The organism is Agromyces binzhouensis, assembly GCF_042672355.1.
Lineage (GTDB): Bacteria > Actinomycetota > Actinomycetes > Actinomycetales > Microbacteriaceae > Agromyces > Agromyces binzhouensis.
Genome location: NZ_JBHXVJ010000008.1, coordinates 15,507 through 36,150, shown reverse-complemented (window position 1 = coordinate 36,150; position 20,644 = coordinate 15,507). Strand labels below are relative to the sequence as shown.

General features: G+C 72.3%; 16 protein-coding genes. 6 read left to right on the top strand and 10 right to left on the bottom strand.

Annotation, left to right across the window (positions count from 1 at the left end; all coding sequences use genetic code 11):
- Positions 1–255, top strand: a complete 255-nt coding sequence (locus ACFVHK_RS14190) for a hypothetical protein (protein ID WP_376929371.1) — start codon at positions 1–3, stop codon at positions 253–255.
- On the opposite strand, the gene ACFVHK_RS14185 is transcribed toward ACFVHK_RS14190, so the two are convergent.
- Both ACFVHK_RS14185 and ACFVHK_RS14180 read right to left on the bottom strand, forming a co-directional pair.
- Positions 231–5,105, bottom strand: coding sequence for a hypothetical protein (locus ACFVHK_RS14185; protein WP_376929370.1), 4,875 nt, complete (start codon positions 5,103–5,105; stop codon positions 231–233). The two genes, ACFVHK_RS14190 and ACFVHK_RS14185, sit on opposite strands and share 25 nt — an antisense overlap.
- 13 nt (positions 5,106–5,118) lie before the next feature.
- The gene (locus ACFVHK_RS14180; protein ID WP_376929369.1) at positions 5,119–8,397 is read right to left on the bottom strand and encodes a hypothetical protein; all 3,279 of its coding nucleotides are present in this window, start codon (positions 8,395–8,397) and stop codon (positions 5,119–5,121) included.
- Positions 8,398–8,568: 171 nt separating this feature from the next.
- Between ACFVHK_RS14180 and ACFVHK_RS14175 the strand changes: the two genes are divergently transcribed.
- A complete protein-coding gene (locus ACFVHK_RS14175; protein WP_376929368.1) occupies positions 8,569–9,603 on the top strand; it encodes an NADPH:quinone reductase in 1,035 nt (344 codons plus the stop codon).
- Between the two features lie 26 nt (positions 9,604–9,629).
- Here the strand turns inward: ACFVHK_RS14175 and ACFVHK_RS14170 are convergent, their stop codons facing one another.
- Both ACFVHK_RS14170 and ACFVHK_RS14165 read right to left on the bottom strand, forming a co-directional pair.
- Positions 9,630–10,280, bottom strand: a complete 651-nt coding sequence (locus ACFVHK_RS14170) for a GyrI-like domain-containing protein (protein WP_376929367.1) — start codon at positions 10,278–10,280, stop codon at positions 9,630–9,632.
- 34 nt (positions 10,281–10,314) lie between these two features.
- Positions 10,315–10,734 (bottom strand): hypothetical protein, encoded by a 420-nt coding sequence (locus ACFVHK_RS14165; RefSeq protein ID WP_376929366.1) that lies wholly within the window; start codon positions 10,732–10,734, stop codon positions 10,315–10,317.
- Between the two features lie 148 nt (positions 10,735–10,882).
- Between ACFVHK_RS14165 and ACFVHK_RS14160 the strand changes: the two genes are divergently transcribed.
- Positions 10,883–11,755, top strand: a complete 873-nt coding sequence (locus tag ACFVHK_RS14160; protein WP_376929365.1) for an SDR family oxidoreductase — start codon at positions 10,883–10,885, stop codon at positions 11,753–11,755.
- On the opposite strand, the gene ACFVHK_RS14155 is transcribed toward ACFVHK_RS14160, so the two are convergent.
- Entirely contained in the window at positions 11,742–12,392 is a 651-nt protein-coding gene (locus ACFVHK_RS14155) for a LysE family translocator (protein WP_376929364.1), read from the bottom strand. The two genes, ACFVHK_RS14160 and ACFVHK_RS14155, sit on opposite strands and share 14 nt — an antisense overlap.
- Before the next feature lie 82 nt (positions 12,393–12,474).
- Here ACFVHK_RS14155 and ACFVHK_RS14150 point away from each other — a divergent pair, with 82 nt between their 5' ends.
- Positions 12,475–12,927 (top strand): Lrp/AsnC family transcriptional regulator, encoded by a 453-nt coding sequence (locus ACFVHK_RS14150; protein WP_376929363.1) that lies wholly within the window; start codon positions 12,475–12,477, stop codon positions 12,925–12,927.
- A gap of 68 nt (positions 12,928–12,995) precedes the next feature.
- On the opposite strand, the gene ACFVHK_RS14145 is transcribed toward ACFVHK_RS14150, so the two are convergent.
- The 4 genes from ACFVHK_RS14145 to lysA all read right to left on the bottom strand — a co-directional run bounded on the left by ACFVHK_RS14145 (position 12,996) and on the right by lysA (position 17,117).
- Positions 12,996–13,799 (bottom strand): amino acid ABC transporter ATP-binding protein, encoded by an 804-nt coding sequence (locus ACFVHK_RS14145; RefSeq protein ID WP_376929362.1) that lies wholly within the window; start codon positions 13,797–13,799, stop codon positions 12,996–12,998.
- The gene (locus tag ACFVHK_RS14140) at positions 13,796–14,770 is read right to left on the bottom strand and encodes an amino acid ABC transporter permease (RefSeq protein ID WP_376929361.1); all 975 of its coding nucleotides are present in this window, start codon (positions 14,768–14,770) and stop codon (positions 13,796–13,798) included. The genes ACFVHK_RS14145 and ACFVHK_RS14140 overlap by 4 nt, the downstream gene beginning before the upstream one ends.
- Positions 14,767–15,717, bottom strand: coding sequence for an ABC transporter substrate-binding protein (locus tag ACFVHK_RS14135; protein ID WP_376929360.1), 951 nt, complete (start codon positions 15,715–15,717; stop codon positions 14,767–14,769). The genes ACFVHK_RS14140 and ACFVHK_RS14135 overlap by 4 nt, the downstream gene beginning before the upstream one ends.
- An 89-nt stretch (positions 15,718–15,806) precedes the next feature.
- Positions 15,807–17,117 (bottom strand): diaminopimelate decarboxylase, encoded by a 1,311-nt coding sequence (gene lysA / locus ACFVHK_RS14130; RefSeq protein WP_376929359.1) that lies wholly within the window; start codon positions 17,115–17,117, stop codon positions 15,807–15,809.
- A gap of 95 nt (positions 17,118–17,212) precedes the next feature.
- Here lysA and ACFVHK_RS14125 point away from each other — a divergent pair, with 95 nt between their 5' ends.
- Positions 17,213–18,859, top strand: a complete 1,647-nt coding sequence (locus ACFVHK_RS14125) for a PucR family transcriptional regulator (protein ID WP_376929358.1) — start codon at positions 17,213–17,215, stop codon at positions 18,857–18,859.
- On the opposite strand, the gene ACFVHK_RS14120 is transcribed toward ACFVHK_RS14125, so the two are convergent.
- Positions 18,808–19,815, bottom strand: coding sequence for an NAD(P)-dependent alcohol dehydrogenase (locus tag ACFVHK_RS14120; RefSeq protein ID WP_376929357.1), 1,008 nt, complete (start codon positions 19,813–19,815; stop codon positions 18,808–18,810). The two genes, ACFVHK_RS14125 and ACFVHK_RS14120, sit on opposite strands and share 52 nt — an antisense overlap.
- A 100-nt stretch (positions 19,816–19,915) precedes the next feature.
- Here ACFVHK_RS14120 and ACFVHK_RS14115 point away from each other — a divergent pair, with 100 nt between their 5' ends.
- Positions 19,916–20,644: a TetR/AcrR family transcriptional regulator gene (locus tag ACFVHK_RS14115; protein ID WP_376929356.1), complete on the top strand. Its 729-nt coding sequence runs from the start codon at positions 19,916–19,918 to the stop codon at positions 20,642–20,644.

Sequence of the window (20,644 nt, the reverse complement as noted above, 5' to 3'; positions counted from 1 at the left end):
GTGATCACCGTCCAGATCGGCCCGGATCCGGTCCGATCCGGGCTCGATGCCGCGAGCGTACCGCCGGGGGCGGACGGATGCCTCGGTGCTGGCCCGTGCTCCGTCCTCGGGCTCGTCGAGCGCGACCTCCCCGAGCCCGGCGCGGCGCCCGGACGGGGCGCGCCGTTCGCCGAGGTCGTGCCGAACCAGGACGGCTCTGCCGTCGTCGACGCGGTCGGCGACGGCGGACGCTACAGCGACACGGCGTCGACGTAGACGAGCCGGGGCACGGTGCGCGCACGATCGCCCGGATGCGCCGGATCGGCGTCGAGGATCTCGTGCTCCTCCACCAGGACCCGCCAGGACGACCGCTCGACTCCGGGCCGACGCATCGCAGGCGGCGGCACGACCCCGCCATGGCGATCCACCGAGGTCTCCGGGACGACGACCGAGCCGCTCCATGTCGCGCGGAAGCCCCCCGACTCCTCGACGCTCACGGCAAGCAGCAGGGCGCTCGCCGCATCCTCCCATTCGAGATCGGTCGCCTCAGGGGCACGGAATTGGAGCGTCGCCCGGACGGTCCGGGACTGCTGCAACCGGGCCGCACGGTCGGCGCCCGCGCCCGTCGGCGTGTCCGCACCCAGCTGATCGCCGCCGAGCCTCGGGGTCGCCGCCGGATTCCAACGGAGCCAGTCGACGACGCCCGTGAGCGTCACCTGCACCCGACCGGCGTCCGTCCGGCTCACGGTGAGGATCCGCGACGGCAGCGGCTGCACCCAGTCCGTGAGCTCGACGGGTGAGAGCTCGCAGTTCGGGATCGAGTTGGGCTGGTACCGCGCGACTGCCAGCCGGATGAACGGCCACAGGGCCGGCGCCTCCTCCAGCGCGACATCGACGAACCACCGCCTCGAGGCCGCATCGAACTCAGGCCGATAGCCGAGCACCCGCACCGACGGATGATCACGGACATCGCGCAAGGGGACGGCGTCCGCGACCGCGACCGGGTTGCCCGCCGCATCGGGCCAGGCGCGATCGCGCCCGCCCGGGACCTCGCCGCCCAGCGGCGGGCTGATCTTCAGGCCCTCCGCGGCGGCCGACTCCAGCGTGTCGAGCAGCAGGTGCTCCACCCCGAGCAGCGGCGGGACTGTGGCGTTGGACGTCGAGCCGCCATGCTGGACGATCGGGTCCGCCGCCCACGTGCTCGTCGCTCCGGTGGGCGCCTGCTCGGCCTTCCGCTGACGCGTCCACGGCGCGTTCGGGTTCTGGGTCGGCACCCACTCGTCCGGGTCGAACACCAGGACACCCAGGAGCTCCCCGTCGCCCGAGGAGTACCAGGGTCGCGCCAGCCAGAGCCGGACGCCGGAACGGCGGACCTGACGCCACGCGAAGGGCTCGTTCGGCTCGCTGCGCGCCTCCCATCGCAGCAGCGGGACGGCGTCGAGCACGACGGGGGCCCCGGGACGTGCCGACGACGGGATGTCGAGCACCACCGGTTCGCCCTCGGTCGGCGAATCGGGGATCGATGACGGGTCGAAGTACTCCGCGAAGCGCGTCGTTCCGGACGGCACGTACGTGACGCGCCGGTACTTCGTGTCCGCGAACGTCTGCACCATCCGGTGGAGGCCGGCACCGCCCAGCGCCTCGGCCAGCGGGCCGGTCGCGAGGAGGTCGAACAGGAAGAGCACGCCGGTGCGCTCGCCCTCGCCGACCGGGGAATGCACCACCACATCGGATTTCTGCTCCGAACCGGGCGATGCCGCGGTGGGATCGTCCACCTGGTCGGTCCACGACGCTCGCACGACCAGCAGGTCCGTGCTGGCTCCGTGCACGGAGACGAGCCCGGTGAGCGCGGCCACCGAACGCCCCTCGGGACGCAGGAACAGGCTGAGGCCGCGGAGCTCGGGCGGCCGGACCGGCTCGGGGACCGCGTGCACGATCCGGACGTCGGTGGACGGCGTCAGCCACCACGTCCAGCCCGACGACGCCGCACGCATGAGCGCTGCCGCGGCGACGACCTCGTCGCTCGTGAACCCGTCATCCGGATCGGCGACGCTCGCCACATGCGAGCGCCAGAGCCCGAACTGCTCGAGCGCGCCGACGTCGATCGTGCTCGACATCGCCATCCGCACCTGTTCGCCCGGGGGCACGGTGACGTGGACCTCGTGCCCCTCGGCCCGGGCGTCGAGTTCGTCGCCACGTTCGGCCACGAGACGCAGCGGCTGCAGCGAGGGCCACGTGCCGGGGAACGGCACGGTGACCGTCTGCAGTGCGCGGGGTTCGGAAAGGCGGTGCGGGGCGCCCGCCTCGAAGAACACGAGCGAGACCCCTGTGGCGAAGGGGTCGGGCAGGTACGGCAGCGCGAGCGCGTCGATGTCGTGCACGACGTACTGCCCCTCGCCGATGGGCCGGCCGCGGTCGGCCGAGATCTCCGCGAGCGTGGCGCGGTGGTCCGATCCGGTGTCCGCTCCGGGCCGATCGAGGAGCGCGATGCCGTCCTGGTGCAGCGTCGCGTTCGCGTTCGCGAGGCTCGGTCGGAACTCGTCGAGGAAGGTGCCCCGCTCCGCGAGCGCGATCGCGAAGAGGCGCCGGATCTCGGCCCCATCCCCGGTGCCGATCGCCGCATCGAAGCGCCCGGCGGTCTCCGCCTCGAGCTGGGTCGCCTTCGGTGGGGCGACGTGGCGCTCGGACGTGTCACGTGCGTCGATCCCCTGCGGCGCTCCGCTGCGGACGACGAGGTTCGCGAGCTGTTCACCGGTTCCGAGCTCGTGGCGAGCGACGAAGGTCGGGGGCAGGACCGGATCCCACCTGAGGTAGGGACGCGGCGTCGTGACGACGGAGCGCGCGGGCCGACGGAGCTCCTCGGGAAGGAGCAGGTCGTCATTGCGGTTCAGCAGGGCGAGGAGGTCGTCGTCGATGCGCAGCTGCGGACGGATGCGGGGCGTGTCCGTCGCCTCGGCGAGCACCCGTGCCGCGGAGTCGACCTCGTCGAACTTGCGCTGCGCGTCAGCCGGCGGCACGTCGTCCTCGGCCGCCCGAGCGATCAGGTCGACGAGGGTCGCGTCGATCCGAGCGTCGCCCGAGCGGAGCTCGGGGGGAAGCTCGCCGGACTCGCGAGCTGGCGCCCGCAGGTGATCTATCGTCTCGGTCCGCCGTGCGGACGCGATCCCGCCGAGGTCGCGCTCCCGATACGACTCGCGCAGGCGGTCGAGGTGCGCCCGGGCGTTCGCGACGGCCGGCCCGTCCGGCAGGACGCGACGGCGTCGCCGCTCGGGCACGTGCGGAACCGAATTCCCGGCCAGGTCGACCGCCAGGACGCGGAAGCTGTAGCTGGTGCCGTACCGCAGCCGCGGTAACGAGGCGGGCTCGACACGCGAGGTCGTGTGCGCGCCCGCGATGGGTTCGTCGGGGGGTTCGTCGACCACGATCTCGGTCGGCTCGTCCGGATCGCCCGGCTCGACATGGACGATCACCCTGCCCGGCCTGGGCGCGGCGAGGCTCCACCCGTCCCAGCCCGCGACCACCTCGTGCACGTAGTAGTCGCCGGTCCCCCCGGGGGGCCGGTTCAGGGCCGACGACTGCAGGAAGCCGACGTCGGGCTGATCCGTGAGCACCGGCACCCGCGGCTGCCCCTCGCCCGTCACCGTGACCCGTCGCCGGTGAAGGCTGTGCCACTGCCGCGTGACGTCATCCCACACCTCGACGCGGATGCCGCGGGTGAGGTCGTCGAGCAGCAGGTCGCGGGAGGGGTCGGCGCCGAGTTGCTCCGCCCGCTGCACCCGCGCCCGCAGGTCGGCGGCGCGCTCGCGTCGTGCGATCGCGAACCCGGAGGACTGGAGGGTGCCGGGCGCGGACGTCGCCGCATCCCCGTTCGCCTCGCTCGCGTAGCGGCGGGGAAGGTCCCGTGCGTGCTGGTCGAGCTTCAGTCCGGACGCGTCGGGATCGAGGTCGAGCACGACCCACTCGTCATCGCCCAGCGGCAGTGCACCGCCCACCCAGGCGCTGCTGGACTGCGCGGCGAACACCGGACCGTCGACCACGACCGACGTGCGCCTCGGGCGGAGCACGCGCACGTCGCGGGCGCGCGATGTCATGGCGACGCTCACCCAGGTCGCCCCGGCGAGCGCGGCCCGAGCGGCCGCGGCGTCCATGCCGTCCAGGACCACGTCGACCGCGAGGCCGAGCCGGCGGAGCAGCGCCGGCGTCGAGCCGAACGAGGCGACCCTGGCGTGGAAGTCGTGCTCGGGCCGATCGGGCCGCGGCGTCGGCGTCGCATCCGGATCGGGCTCCCGTCGCGGCGCCTGCTGCGGCTGCTCGGGTCGCTCGTAGTAGCGGCGCGTCGCATGGGCGTCGGCGATCATGCGCAGCTGCGGGTCCTGCGGCCGGTTCCGTCCCAGTGCGTCGAGCACCCGCGTCGTGCGCGCGTCGGCGTCGGGGTCGTCGAGGAGCACCTGGATCGGGGACGGCTGGTCGGCGATCTCCGACTGGTACGGCGGCGGCGGCTCGATCTCGCCGCCGTGACCGCGTTCGGGGTCGAGTTCGTCGGATTCGACGAGCGGACCGATCGTCGCGAGCGCATCCTGCAATCGTCGCGCGGCGAGGCCGAGCGAGCGACGCGCACGGCGCGGAGCGTCCTCGAGGAGCCGCCGGAGCGGCCCGCGAGGATCGAGGTCGGCGAGCGTGGTCAGGATGCCGCCGGCGATCGGGTCGCCTGCGACACCCGGCCTGCGGGTCGGGGCCGCCCCGATGGCGGCGAGGTGCAGGTCGACGGCGTGGTCGCTCATCCGGCTCGCCGGCGTCGTGCGCCACGCCTCGTCGGTCGGCGTCGGTGCCGGGAAGTCCTCGACCGTCGTCGACGGCGGGAGGACCGCGGCCCACGAAGCGGCGTCCGGAGCGGGATCGGAGACGACCCGCAGCGGGAGCGCGGTCCCCGGGTCGAGGGAGGAGACCAGTCCGAAGGTCGCGTCCCCGAGCGTGCCGATCCAGTCTGCCGCCGCGGGGAAGTCGGCGAGGGTGGCGCCCGGCCCGCCGTCGACGAGCTTGTGGGTGATGAACACCGTGAGGTGGAAGCGCGCATCGTCCGCGAGCGAGTACGGCAGCGCGGTCGCCATGACGGTCGTCGTGCTCATCCGATGTCCTCCATCACGTCGGAAGCGGTGCGAACGCGCCGCAGTATTCCGCCCAGTCGTCGTTCATTCCGGTCCCGTCCGGCGGCATGACCTGGGACATCGTCGGGTCGCCCTTCGAGCCGGCGAGCCGCCGCTCGACCGTGATCTCGACGGACGCGGAGAAGAAGAGCACCTCGACCTCGATCGTGAGCGACGCACGGCCGATCAGCTTGCCGGTGTCGAAGTCGTAGGCCAACGCGAGTTCGAGCGTGATCGACGCGCTGATCAGGCCGAGCACGTCGACTTCGCCGCGAATGCGGAAGTACGCCGTCAGGACGCCCCGGTCTGCCTCGAGCCGCAGGTACACGCCGACCGCGATGGAGACCGACCCGGACGCCACGCCGAGGTCCACCGACAGCGCCGCGCACGCCTCGAGCCCGAGCTCGAGGACGACGAGCCCCTTGGGTGAGGCACGCAGCTCGAGCCACCCGCCGCCGCCGATGCACATCACGGTGAGGCGGAACGGGGACTCCTTCGAGCAGAAGTGGAAGCCGACGGTCATGGCGTCGCCGAGGAACGGCACGCGGGCGTCAGCGCCGAGCGCGATGTTCTCGAGACTGAACGCACCGACGGCGACGTTCGGAAGCGCGAGGTCGAATCCGGCGACGACGCCCTCCGGCGAGACATCCGTGTAGGGCGGGTCCGAGAACCCGTCGAACGGGATGATCTCGCGGAGCCGGTCGACGAAGGAGAGCGGCCCGAGGAATCCGATGCCACCGAACACGACGTCGACCTCGGGCTTCCCGGTCGAGCCGGCGTGGAACGCGACGCGCCGGAACCTCAGCTCCATGAGGGCCGTCGCGGCGTCGCCGACGAGGTTGAGGTCGAAGTCGACGAGTTCCGCCAGGACGTCGACGGCGGGGGATGCACTCGCGGAGGCGCGCACCTCCACGTCGATCCGCAGGTTCTCCGGATCGTCGGGCACGAAGATGCCGGGGATGCCGGGCAGCCCCCACGATCGGATCCGGGGACGCCAGTCGAGCCGCGCGGAGACCTGTGCTCCGGCGACGCCGTCGAGCATCCGCTTGAACTCCGCCGCGGTCGTCGCGAGGGCGGCCAGCTTGGTGAGCGCCGCCACCGGCTTCGCGATCGCCGATCGCACCGCGGCGGGCACGCCGGGTGCGGCGACGGCGTCGCGGGCGGCAGGGAGCTCGCCGAGGAGCTCCGTGGCCCTGGCTCGGAGGTCGGCCTCAGTCGCCGGCAATCCCTTCACGGCGGTCACGAGAACGTCGAGGCGCCCGCCGATGGTGCCGGTCCGCGCGTCGAACTCGTCGAGCGCGTGCTGTGCGACGGCCTTGGCGCCGTCGTGTGCGCCGTTCGCGACCTCGTCGACGAGTCTGGCTCGCGCATCGAGCAGTCCCTGCCGGAGGCGCTGCGCCTCGGCCAGCAGCTTCGTGATCGGCTGCAGGGCGTCGGCGACGAACTTCGGCGCCCGGTCGAGGCCGGCGCCCTGCTCGAGGAGCTCCACCAGGTCGAACAGGCCGAAGAGCCTCGGCAGCGCGCCAGCGAGGTAGGTCGAGGGATCGAACTTCCCCGCGTCGAAGGGCGACGGCGTGTCGCCGCTGACGCCCACGGCACCGAGCGCGCGGGAGAGCCCCTTGACGGAGAGGTTCGGAGCGACGAAGCCGCCCGCCCGGTCCGAACCGCTCGAGAAGTCGACGGCCGGCGCCGAACTCGTCACTGCGAGGATCATCTCGCCCGCGTTGGGCACCCCGGCGACCGGATCCGCGTCGCGGTCGCGCGCGGGGAGCCCGAGCGTCGTGTACGGCACGGCATAGCGGAGGTCGACCGCCGGCGCCTGCGGCGAGAGGTGGCGCATCGACGGGACCACCGCGCGAGCCTCGGCGAGGTGGGGCCGCGAGGTCACGTTCTTCGTATCGATCTCGCCCTCGAAGACGAGGTGCACGACCTCGATCGAGGTGTCGCCGCGGTTCACCGGTGGGGCGACGGCGAGAGTCTGGCCGTGTCCACTGATCTTGCGCACCGGGAAGTACTGCCCGGCCGCCTGCTCCGGGTGGTGGACGAACACCTCCTCGCCGTCCTTGCCGGCACGGACGAAGACGAGCGGCGCCGACCAGCTCCGCGTCTCGCCGCCCCGGTCGATCGTCGTGAGGGCGAACCGGAACGGAATCCCATTCCGACTCGGGACGAACGGGATGAGACCGTCGGGCGGCCGGTCGATGTCCGGGCTGATCAGCGGGGCGACGGTCACCTGTCGGAACGGGTTGTCACGCTCGTCGTCGGGATAGGTGCGCGTCGGCTGGCGGACGATCAGGAAGTGTCGCTGCCAGAGGTAGGCGACGGGCTGGTCGGGGTGCTTGATGTCGCGTTCGCTGAGCTTGACGAGGTAGCACCGATGCCCGAACGGGAAGAGGAAGCCCGGGTAGACGACGCGGACGTAGCCGTCGCGGCCCATGTAGGCCTGATGGCGGTAGTCGACGATGTTCGCCGGGAACTCCCACGACTGCCGCCAATCGAACCATGCGCCGAGGCTCGACAGGCTGAGACGTCGCACCTCCAGCGGGGTGTCCGCGTTCGTGGCGTCGCCACCGTGCGTCTGGTCGACGATCGCCTCACGGTCCGACGCCACAAGCGGTTGCTCGAAGTTGGGCGGGGCGACCTCGTGATCCCTCGTCCACAGCCCGCGAACGATCCGCTGACCGTCATCCTCGTCGTCGAGGCCCTCCTCGGTGCGGACCGTGAGGTGAGTGCGCCACAGCTCGGCACGACCCGGCGGCCCGACCGGGCGCTCGGCATGTCGGAATGCGCCCCGGGCGCTCGGGGAGACGATCAGGTGGTACGGCGCTTCGATCGCGGTCTCGAGTCTCGAGGGCGGCTCGGCGTCGCGCCCATCGACCGGCGGCTCGCCGCTGGGCGTGGCGTTCGGCGACACGCGCAGCACCAGGGACGGCAGTGCGGCCAGCACCCCCTCGACGTCGTACGGGATCCGCGTCCCCTCGGGCAACGCGTAGACCAGGCGCGACGGTCCGGCCGCGACATGGCGCGACGGGCGCGGCGGCACCTGAGGCGGGGGCGGTGGCGCGCCGGCCTGCCAGACCTCCTCGCCGATGTGCTGCGGCGGGAAGACGACGAGGAGGGATGCGTCAGGGCCCGCCACGAGCTCCGTCCCGTGATCGCCCGGCCCGATCGTGCAGCCCAGTGCGATCAGCTGCAGGTCGATCAGGTCTCGTGGGCGGAGGAGTCGCGCGTCGAGCCTGCCGTCCCTGGTCGAAGCGTCGTCGACGTCAGTCATCTCGCACCGTCCCCCCGAACGGGCGCGGCTGCCGAGCGTCTGTCGCGGCCCCTGCGCTCGGCCCGCGAACTCCACCTTCGACGGTACTCCTCGAGCGGACGATGTTCCACCGTTTCGTCGGCCGGGGACCCCTGGCGGAAGATCCGCGCCCCCCGACGCGTTGCCCATTGCATGAGAGCGATCGCGTACTCCACGACCGGCCCGTCCTCCGTCCTCGAGCTCGTCGAGCGCGACCTCCCCGAACCCGGCGCGGGCGAGGTGCGCGTGCGCGTCGTGGTCTCGGGCGTGAACCCCACCGACTGGAAGGCGCGCATCGGCATCGGCGCAGCGCCCGGCGCGGCCACGCCCTTTCCCGAGGTCGTGCCGAACCAGGACGGCGCCGGCGTCGTCGATGGGGTCGGCGACGGGGTGACCGGGTACGCGGTCGGCGACCGGGTCTGGATCTTCCTCGCCGCGCACGAGCGGCCGACGGGGACCGCGCAGGAGTTCACGGTGGTCCCCGCGAGCCGAGTCGTGCGCCTTCCGGATGCCGCGGGCTTCGAGCTCGGCGCATCCCTCGGCGTTCCCGCCATGACCGCCCACCGCGCCCTCACCGTGCACGAGGGCGGCCCGTCCCGGCTGGGACCGGGCGCGCTCGACGGCCGCACCGTGCTCGTCGCAGGCGGCGCCGGCGCGGTCGGGCACGCCGCCATCCAGCTCGCACGCTGGGCGGGCGCCCGCGTCATCACCACGGTCAGCTCCCCCGAGAAGGCCGCCCTCGCGACGGCCGCGGGCGCCCACCACGTCGTGAACTACCGGACGGACGACGCGGCCGCAGCCATCCGCGACATCGCCCCCGACGGTGTCGACCAGGTCGTCGAGGTCTCCCCCGCCCGCAACGCCGCCCTGAATGCGAAGGTCATCGCGAACCACGGCTCGATCTCCGTGTACGCGACCGACGGCGGCGCCGAGATGACCCTCGACGTGCGCCACCACTTCTCGCTGAACGCCCGCTACCAGTTCCTCCTGCTCTACACCGTCGGCGACGCGGCGCTCGCCGCCGCAGCGGAGGACATCACGCGGGCCCTCGAGGACGGCGCCCTGCCCGTCGGCGAAGGTGCCGGGCTGCCACTCACCCGCTTCCCGCTCGACCGCGCCGGCGAGGCGCACGACGCGGTCGAGGCGGGCACGGTCGGGAAGGTGCTGATCGACGTGACGGAGGCCTGACCTGGCACCGGGCGGAGACCCGCCCGTCAGGCCTTCCGCACCGGTTGGCGCAGCACCGTCCGCAGCTTCTCCGGCGCGGTGCGCCGTGGATCGCTGAGGTAGATCTCGTGATGCGGTCCGTTGAAGGCGAGGCCGTGCTGCGGCATCCATTCGTGATGCAGGCGAGCGAGCGTGGGAGCCTCATCCGCGAACGGACCGAGGTGCATGATCTGTGCGGACCGCCCCTCCGTGACGCGCGTGAGGCGGAGCGCGTTGATCGACGGCGAGCCTCGACCCTTCGCACGCGTCGCGTCGACTGCGGCACCGACGGCGGCCTCGTCGATCCAGTCGGGCTGCGCGATGAGCATCGTCCAGTTCCAGGCGGTGCGGTCGTTCGCCGCGAACGCGCCGGGGTCGTCCGCCCACCAGAGGCCCTCGAGCGGCGCCACCGCGAAGTCGCGACCGACCGTTCTCCTGCTCGCGAACTTCACCGCGTACGCGACCCCGAACAGCGCCTCGACCGCCTCGGCGTAGGCGGGCGTCGTGTTCGGGTCGCCGTGCCCGTCGACCGCGAGATACTGCATCGGCGGCACGTCGACGAGCACGAAGTCCTTCGCCGACGGCGCGTACAGCTCGCGATGCGCGCGCTTCACGTCGTACTTCTCGTGCACCCGGTCGCCGGCGTTCGAGTCGCCCATGGCTGCAGGCTACGCCCACCCTCCGCGCCGTCGGCTACGCCGCGTGGCAGAGCCGGTCGCGCACCCACCCCGCGGCATCCGCCTGGGCGAGCTCGCCCGACCGGACGAGCCGCGCGAACTCGATCGCCTCATCGCTGAGCCTCCCGTCGGGCGTGCTCGGCGGATCGCGCAGCACCACGGTCGTGAGCCACCGCGTCACCGGTCCGCCGACGCGGGCGGCGACGGCGACCGTCCCGGCGAAGTGGCGCGCCTGCCCGTCGGTGCGGTCGTCGACGTGCCGGCGGAAGCCGCGCCCGCGCAGGCGATTGGCGCCGCCGGATGCCGCGTCGAACAGCCACCGCGGACCGCGACCCACTCCGGCAGCACGCCCGAGTTCCTTGAGGAACCGCCGGTTCGCGTAGCCGCGCTCGGCGAGGCGTTCGATCGAGTCGGCGAGCGCGGCGCAGGCATCCACTCGGACAGGGTACGGGCTCGTCGGCAGCAGGCCATCCCCTCGCACCACGTCGGCCCATGCGCTACCGTGTCGCCATGCAATGCCGGTGAGCCGCTCCGCTCGTTCCCTGATTCCCCAGCGCGCTCCGCGCGCAGCGAAAGGCTCGCCCATGCATGCACCCCTCCCCCTCGCCGGCCGCACGGCCCTCGTCACCGGCGTCTCCCGACGTCGCGGGATCGGCTACGCCGTCGCGACCCGGTTCGCCGAGCTCGGCGCGAACGTCGTCATCCACCATCACCGCCCGCACGACCTCGACCAGCCGTGGGGCGCCGACGACCTCGATGCGGTCCGCGGCGGCATCCACTCGTCGCTCGCGCCCGGCGCCCGGATGGGCGACATCGGCGCCGACCTCGCCGACGCCGCGCAGGTCGAACCGGTCGTCGAGGCCGCGCGCGTGCTCACCGGCGAGCTCGACCTCCTCGTCTGCAACCATGCGAAGAGCGGCGGCGACGGCGGCATCCTCGACATGACGCCCGAGGCCCTCGACGCGTTCTGGGACGTCAACGCACGGTCGACGCTGCTCCTCACCGCCGCCTTCGCGCGCTCGAAGCGACCCCGGTCGGATGCCGCGCCGCTCCGCCCCGGCGAACGCATCCGACGCGACACGCCCTTCGCCGAACCGCAGGGCCGCGTGTTCTGGATGACCTCCGGCCAGGTGCACGGCCCGATGCGCGGGGAGGTCGCGTACGCGACGAGCAAGGCGGCACTGGCCGGCGTCACCGCGACCGTCGCCGCCGAGCTGCTCGAGCTCGGCATCCTGCTCAACACGATCGACCCCGGGCCGGTGAACACGGGCTACCTCGACCCCGAGACGACCGACCGCCCGCTCGACGAGCTCGAGGCGCACCTCGCGACGACGCCGTTCGGCAGGGTCGGCCGACCGGAGGACGTCGCGAACCTCATCGGATGGCTCGCCACGCCGGGCGGGGCGTGGGTCACCGGGCAGGTCATCACGAGCGACGGCGGCTTCAGCCTCGGGTGAGGTGCACCACCTGCTCGACCACGAGCACCGCCGCGAGCACGATCATCGCCGCACCCGACACGCGCGACACGATCCGCATCGCCGAGGGACGCAGCCGCAGGACCGTCCGCGAGCCGTACCCGACGACCGTGTACACGGCCGCGCACGCCGCGACGAAGATGAGGCCGAGCACCGCGAGCTGCACCGGGATCGGCCAGCTGCCCGCGGCATCCGTGAACTGGGGCAGGAGCACGACGAGCACCAGGAGCCCCTTCGGGTTGAGCCCTGAGACGCCCGCGCCCTGCAGCAGGCGCAGCCAGGGGCGAGCGGATGTTGCGACGGGGGCGCCGCCCGAACCGCCCGCCACGGCGGCCACGACCGGCGGCTCGCGCAGCACGCGCACCCCTAGGTAGGTGAGGTAGATCGCCGCCGCGAACGTCAGCCCGACGATGATCCACGGCACCGCCGCCACCGCGGCGCCGACGCCGATCGCGACCGCCGCCACGGTCGCGAGGTAGCCGAGGAGGATCCCCGCGAGCGACGGCAGGATGGTGCGCTCCCGAGTGCCCGCCGCGATGAGGAAGGCCCAGTCGGGCCCGGGCAGGATCACCATCAGGGTCATCATCACCGAGCACGCGATGAGCAGTTGCACGTCCATGGGAACGAACCTAGGCAGGAACGCGTGGAAGCCGCTGCCCAATTCCACCCCGGTGCGCCGCGCTCGTGGAAGAATCCACTGCATGGATGCCATCGATCGGAGAATCCTTGCCGAACTGCAGCACGACGGCCGACTGAGCCTCACCGAGCTCGCCGAGCGCGTGCAGCTCAGCATGTCGCCGACGCACCGCCGCCTGCGCGCGCTCGAGGCATCCGGGGCGATCACCGGGTACCGAGCCGTCATCGACCCCGACGCGGTCGGCATGGGGTTCGGCGCGCTCGTGTTCGTCACGATGGACCAGGCGAACCGGGCGACCGTTCCCGCGTTCGACGAGGCCGTCGCCGAGATCCCCGAGGTCATCCAGGCGCTGCGGCTCTTCGGCGACCCCGACTACCTGCTGCGCGTCGCCGTGCCCGACCTGCCCGCCTACCAGCGCCTGTGGGATGAGCGGCTCTCGGCGCTGCCGGGCGTGCGGCGCGTCGAGTCCACGCTCGTGATGAAGACGATCGTCGACGACCGGCCGCTGCCGGTCTGAAACACGGATGCCGCGGGGTTCCCCTCCCCGCGGCATCCGCTCGCCCCCTCGATCCCGGCGTGCGACCCCTACCGCACGCTCTCGAGGAAGTCCCGCGTCCGCTGCCGCTGCGGCGCATCGATGACCGCCGACGCCGTGCCGGACTCGACCACGACTCCGCCGTCCATGAAGACGACCTGGTCGGCCACGCCGCGCGCGAAGCCGATCTCGTGCGTCACGACGATCATCGTCATGCCCTCGCGCGCGAGCTCGCGCATCACGTCGAGCACGTCTCCGACGAGTTCGGGGTCGAGTGCCGAGGTCGGCTCGTCGAACAGCATCAGCTTGGGGCTCATCGCGAGCGCTCGTGCGATCGCGACGCGCTGCTGCTGCCCACCGGAGAGCTGGGCCGGGTAATGCCGGGCGAAGTCGGCGAGGCCGACGCGGTCGAGCAGTTCGAGCCCGCGCGCCTTCGCCGCGGCGACCGGAACGCCCGCGACACCGGTCGGCGCCTCGGTGATGTTCTCGAGTGCCGTCATGTGCGGGAAGAGGTTGAAGCGCTGGAACACCATGCCGATGCCGCGACGCTGTCGAGCGATCTGCCGCGGCGTCATCTCGTGCGTGGTGTGCCCCGTCTGGCGGTAGCCGATGAGTTCACCGTCGACGATGATGCGGCCACCGTCGATGGTCTCGAGGTGGTTGATGCAGCGCAGCAGCGTCGACTTCCCGGAACCCGACGGACCGAGCAGCACCGTGACGGTTCCCTCGGGCACATCGAGCGAGATGTCGCGCAGCACCTGGTGTGCGCCGAAGCTCTTGCGAACGCGGCGGATCTCGACGAGCGGACGCGCGACGGCGCGTTCGGCGGCGTCCGCGGGAGCGGTGATGGTCATACGACTCCGACCTCCTTGGTCACGGGCGCCGGATCCGGTCCGGGCCGGCGCGCGGCGATGGCTCGACGCAGCCGCTGCAGCGGGGTCGGCGGCAGGGTCCGGCTCGCCCCCCGGCCGAAGCGGCGCTCGAGGTAGTACTGGGGGATCGAGAGCACGCTCGTCATGAGGAGGTACCAGAGGCTCGCCACGATGAGCAGCTCGACCTGCTTCAGGTTCTGCGACGAGATCACGCTCGCCTGCGTGTAGAGCTCGAGGACGGCGATGACCGAGAGCAGGGAGGTGTTCTTCAGCATCGAGATCGTCTCGTTGCCCATCGGCGGGATGATGACGCGCATCGCCTGCGGGAGCAGCACGCGACGGAACGTGAAGAGCGGTGACATGCCCAGCGAGTAGGCGGCCTCGCGCTGGCCCTCGTCGACCGACATCATGCCGGCGCGGACGATCTCGGAGGAGTAGGCGGCCTGGTTCAGCGTCAGGGCCAGGAGGCCGGCGGTGAAGGCGCTGATCAGCACGTTGGTGTCGATCGACCAGAACACGATGTCGGTGAACGGGATGCCGATCGTGATGCGGTCGTACAGCAGGCCGAGGTACCCCCACAGCACGATCTGCACGAGCAGCGGCGTGCCGCGGAACGCCCAGACGTAGAACCAGGCGACCGACGAGAGCACCGGGTTCGGCGAGAGCCGCATCGCCGCGATCACGATCGCGAGGAACGTCGAGACGACCATCGAGATGAACGTGATGAGCAGCGTCAGGCCGACGCCCTCGAGGATGCGGGGGTCGACGAGGAACGCGCCGATCGCGTCGAAGTCGAGGTTCGGGTTGGTGGCGACGGATGCCGCGAACGCACCCGCGAGCAGGAGGACCGCGACGGCCCCGACCCACCGCCACGGTCGGCGGAGCGGAATGGCGACGACGTCGTCGTCGGTCGCCGACCCCGCGACGGGTGACGCCTGGCGAAGGGCCGTCACGATCCCGCCCCCCGGTTCAGCTCGGCCGACTCGACCGCGTATGCGCCGATGTTGTTGCGGTCGAGCACCTGCTGGTACGCGCCCTCGTCGATGAGCGCCTGGAACGCCTGCCGGATCGCCTCGGTGAGTTCGTCGTCGTCGTTCAGGATGCCGATGCCGCTGTAGACGGGTGCGAACCCGGCGGGGTTCTCGGGATCGCGGACGACGTCGAAGGCGTCGCCGTCGTCCGTGGTGGCTGCGGCGTACTCGGCGACGACCGCATCGGAGACGTACGCGTCGGCCTTGCCGGCGCGGAGCGCGGTCTGCGCGTCGAGGTCCGAGGGGAGCTCCGTCACGGTGACCGGGGACGACCCGCAGTCCATGGCTCGGAGCAGTTCGCCCTGCACGGTCGCCTTCTGCACCGCGACGGTCGCGCCGCAGAGGTCGGCCTGGGTGGTGATGCCGGCCGGGTTGCCGGCCTTCACGACGATCGCGAAGCCGCCGTGCGTGTAGTCGACGAAGTTCAGCGTCTCCTGCCGCTCCGGCGTGTCGTTCATGCCGCTCATGATGAGGTCGTTCTTGCCGGCCTGGAGCGACGGGATCACCGAGTCGAACGCCTGCTTGTTGATCGAGACGTCGATGTCGAGCTTCTGCCCGATGAGGCGCGCGAGCTCCGGGTCGAACCCGACCTCGCGGTTCGTGTCGTCGTACATCGCCATCGGGGGGAACGGGATGTCGACCGCGATGTCGAGGTGGCCCTTCTCCACGATCGCCGCGGGCAGCAGGGCAGCGATCTCGGGGTCGGCGGTCGTCGAGACCTCGTCCCCGATCGGGACGTCGGGGCCGCCCGCGGCGGCGCCGCCCGCGGCAGCGGTGCCGAAGCCGGAGCATCCGGTCAGGGCGAATGCGGCGAGGACCGCCGTCGCCCCGAGGAGGCCGGTGGTGGTGATGGTGGTGCGCAGTGCCATGGTGGCTCCTTCGTTGGAGGTGGCGTTCGGGCTGGGGTGGTCTGGATGGTTCCGCGTGCGGCCGGGCAGGGCGGCCGGGCGGCGACGACTCAGGCGTACGCCGGAGCCATCGCAGGCGCGTGGGTCGCGAGCAGGTCGTCGTAGGTCTCGCGACGCGCGACCACGCGGGCCGCGCCATCCGCGACGAAGACGATCGCGGGCTTCAGCGCTCCGTTGTAGTTGTTCGACATCGTGTAGGCGTACGCGCCGGTCGCGGGCATGACGACGAGGTCGCCGACCCTGGCCGGCGGCATGGCGGCGCCGTCGACGAGCAGGTCGCCCGACTCGCACTGGCGACCGACGACCTGCGCCGTCTCGGTCCACGGCTCGAGCAGCCGATCGGCGAGGATCGCCTCGTACCGCTGCTGGGTGAGGGCGATGTCCATCTGGTCGGCCAGGCCGCCGTCGACCGCGACGAACGTGCGGCCCGTGCGCTTCACGGTCGTGGCGCGGTAGAGGGTCACCCCCGACCGCCCGACGATCGAGCGCCCGGGCTCGATGAGCAGTCGCGCGTCAGCCGGCAGGTTCGCCCGCGCCGCGGTCACCACGGCGTCGAGGTAGTCCTCCACGGTCGGGGCCTGCTCGTCGTACGTGTAGGCGATGCCGAGTCCGCCTCCGACGTCGTACGTGCCGAACGACCCGACCGACGAGATCTTCGCGACGGCCTCTGCGAACTGCGCCGTGTCGAGGATCTGCGAGCCGATGTGCAGGTGCACGCCCTCGAACCGCATGAGCCGATGCGACTGCATGCGACCGATCGCCCGTTCGGCCTGGTCAATGGGGAGGCCGAACTTCGAGGTCGCCCCGCCGGTCGCCTGCGACGCGTGGGTCTTGGCCTCGACGCCGGGGATGACGCGGAGCAGCAGCTTCTGCGGGCGCTCGAGCAGGCGCTCGAGACGGTCGAGCTCGTCCTCGTTGTCGACGATGATCGTGTCGACGCCGGCCTCGATCGCCATCCGCAGTTCGGCGTCCGTCTTGGCGTTGCCGTGCATGTGGATGCGCGCGGGGTCGACGCCCGCGGCGAGCGCGAGACGCAGCTCGCCGCCGCCTGCGACATCCACGGAGAGCCCCTCCTCCTGCGCGATGCGGTACATGCCGACCGCGGGCAGCGACTTCGAGGCGAAGAGCACCTCCGAATCCGCCCAGCGGGCTCGCAGTCCGTCGACGAACCGTCGGATCTGGCGGCGCAGGCCGACCTCGTCGTAGACGTGGAGCGGGGTGCCGAAGCGCTCGGCGAGCTCGGTGACCGCGACGCCCCCGATCTCGAGCACGCCGTCGTCGGTCGCGGTCGCCTCCTCGGGCAGGATGCGCCACAGGTCGCCGAGGCGGGTGCCTGCGGGAGCCGGCCGGTTCGCGGTCATCGTTCCTCCTTCGCGAGGCCCTGGTGCGCCGTCGCGGGGCCAGCCTAGGAAGATCGATCGCCCGATTGGTTGGAGATTCCAGATAGCTTTGCCGCATGGATGCAGCGATTCCTCCAACACCGTCGATCCTCCCGCGGGTGACGGTCGGCGAACTCGTCGATCAGCTGGGTCCGGCGACGTTGACGTCGCTCGGGGCGATCCCGGGCCACGAGTCCGTCACCGGCACCGAATTCCTCGACATCGCCGACGAGATGACGGATGCCGCGGGCACCCTGCTGCTCGCCCCGTCGACCGCGTCCCTCAGCACCGCCCGCATCGCCGCACTCGCCTCGTCTGCAGCCGATCGCGGAGCCGTGGGGCTCGTCGTCAAGTGCAGCGCCGACCGGGTGCCGGCGCTCGCGGCGATCGCCGAGTCGACCGGTCTCGCGGTCCTGCGCGTCGCCGACCGGATCAGCTGGCGCCTGCTCGACGCACAGCTCACCCACCTGCTCGGCGAGGCGGACGCGGGCTTCACCGGACCGCAGGATCGCGGCGCCGAACCGCTCTTCGCCATCGCCAACGAACTCGCCGAGCACTTCGGCGGCTCCGTCGCGGTCGAGGACCTGAGCCGCAACGTCCTCGCCTACTCATCGGTGCCGGGGCAGCTCATCGACGAGCTCCGCACCCACGGCATCCTCGCGCGCCAGGTTCCGGCCTCGCCGTACAACGACGACCAGTACCGCACCGTGCTGCGCGCCGACCGGCCGATCAAGTACCCGCGGCTCGGCGACGAGGAGCCGCGCGTGGCGTTCGCGATCCGCGCCGGCGCACTCCCGCTCGGCACGATCTGGGCGATCGACGCCTCCGGCGACGGGCCGATCACCGACGAGCAGGATGAGCGGATGCGACGCGCGAGCGCCCTCGCCGGCGCCCACCTGCTCGACGACCTGCGCACGCACGCGACGAACCAGCGCCCGCGCGAGGACCGCCTGCGGACCTTGCTGACCGGGATCGCCCTCACGGGCACCGAGTTCGCCGAGCTCGGCATCCCGGAGGAGCGCGGTGCCGCGCTGCTCGCGTTCGACGTCCCCGCGGCCGGGCCCGCCGCGATCGCGCAGCTCCGCTCGACCGTGATCCGCCACCTCGTGCTGCACCGGCCCGACACCGTCGCGGTCGCCCACCGCGGCCACGTCTACGCGCTGTTCGCCGCGGCGACGGTCGGCGAGGCCGTGACGATCGCCGAGCCGATGCTGCCCCTCCTGGATCGGCTCGTCGGCGACGGCGTGCGGATCGCGGTCGTCGGCCCGGCGCATCACTCCGGCGACGTCGCAGGGGCGCGGGACCTCGCCGATCGCCTGCTCGAGGTCGCCGCGATGGGCGACGTGGCGCGGGCGCCGCGCATGGTCACGGTGGACTCCGTACGGCCGAGCCTCGTCGTCGCCCGTGTCGCCGAGCTGCTCGCCGGAAGCGACGAGTTGCGCGATCCGGCCGTCGACGCGCTGTTCGAGCGCGAGGCGACGCGCCCGCTCGCCGAGACCCTGCTCACGTGGCTCGAGTCGTTCGGCAACATCGCCCAGACCGCAGACCGCCTCGGCGTGCATCAGAACACCGTGCGTCACCGGCTCCGGCGCCTGGGTGAGGACCACGGCATACGGCTCGAGCGACCCGACGACCGGCTGGCCGCCTGGCTGCAGCTGCGGGCGGCTGCACCTCATGCGAGCCGCAGCACGACGCTCCCCCGCTTCCTCCCGGAATCGACGTAGCGGTGCGCCTCGACGATCTCGTCGAGGTCGTAGGTCCGGTCGATGACCGGGCGCAGGTCGCCCGCCTCGGCGAGCGCCGTCAGCCGAGCCATCCCCTCGGCGCCCAGTGACCCGCCGGCCTGGTTGACGAGGATGCCGCGGCGACGCGGGCGGAGCGCGGCGCCGATCATGCCGGCCAGGTCGGCGATCACGAGGAGCAGTGCACCGCCCGGCCGGATGAGATGACCGACGCGGCCGAACGGCGCGTTGCCGACGCACTCGACGATGACGTCGTAGCGCGGTTCGGCGCCCGGCGCCGCGGCAGCGAAGTCCTCGCGCGTGTAGTCGATGACGTCGTCGGCCCCGAGCGAGCGCACGAGCTCGGCGTTCCGCCCGCTCGTCACCGCCGTGACCCGGGCACCGCGGCGCGCGGCGAGCTGGACGACGGCCGTGCCCACGGCGCCCGATGCGCCGTTGACGAGCACCTCGGTGCCGGGGCCGACGTCGACGAGCTCGAGGTACCGCAGCGCGGTGTGCCCGCCGAAGAGCACCGCGGCCGCCTCCTCGAACGACAGGTTCGCGGGCTTCCGAGCGACCTCGCCGCCCTCGCCGACGGTCGCCCACTCGGCGTGGCATCCGAAGCGCGCGCCGCGCATGAGGATCACCTCGTCGCCGGGCGCGAAGCGCGTCACCCGCGACCCGACGGCCTCCACGACGCCGGCCGCCTCCATGCCGAGCACCGCGTGCTTCGGGCGGCGGAACCCGATCGCCGGTCCGACGAGGAGCCCGAGCCCACGTGGCACCTCGCGCGTGCGAAGGCGATGGTCGGCGATGCTCACGGTCGAGGCGTGCACGCGCACGAGCAGTTCGTCGTCGGCGGGCTCCGGCCGGGGCCGGTCCCCGACGACGACGGACTCGGGGCCGCCGAACCGTTCGACGACGGCGGCTCGCATGGTCAGGGTGTCCGTGGTGGTCATGAGTGCTCCCTTACGTCGTAAGTCTTACGTCGTAAGATACGCTCATCGACGCCCCGCGTCCATACCCGGCGTACGAAACCTCACGTTGTAAGGTGAACAGATGGGGCCGAAGGCATCCGAGGTGCGGACGAGCGCGCCGCGCACGCCGCTCACCCGCGAGCGCGTGCTGCAGGCCGCCTCCGACCTCGCCGACCGCGACGGGCTCGACGCCCTCACGATGCGCGCCCTCGCCGAGTCGCTCGGCGTCGAGGCGATGTCGATCTACTACCACCTGCCCAACAAGAACGCGATCCTCGACGGCGTCGTCGAGCTGACGTTCACCGAGATCGCAGAGGGCGTGCAGGGTCAGGGTCCGGCAGACGCGGATGCCGCGGGCTGGGCCGCCGCGGTCCGGGAACGCATCCTCGGCGCGCGCCGCGTGCTGCTGCGGCATCCGTGGGCCCCGGTCGTCATCGACCAGCGCAAGTCCTTCTCGCCGGCGATGGTGCGACACGTCGACGGCATCGTCGGCGTCATGCGCGGCAGCGGGATGTCGCACGACCTCATCCACCACTCGCTGCACGCGATCGGCAACCGCATCTACGGCTACGTGCAGGAGCTCTCCGACGACGGCCAGGCACCGCCGCCCCGGCAGCTCGAGCAGATGCAGTCGTTCGCGCCCCACCTCGCCGCCATGCTCGCGGACGTCGCCCACGTCGATCCCGAGTCGACGCTGGGCTGGTGCGACGACCAGACCGAGTTCGAGTTCGGCCTCGACCTGCTGCTCGAGGGCATCGAGCGCCGTCGGATCGCCGAGGCCGCCGCACGCTCCGCGCCCGCGGCCCGGTGA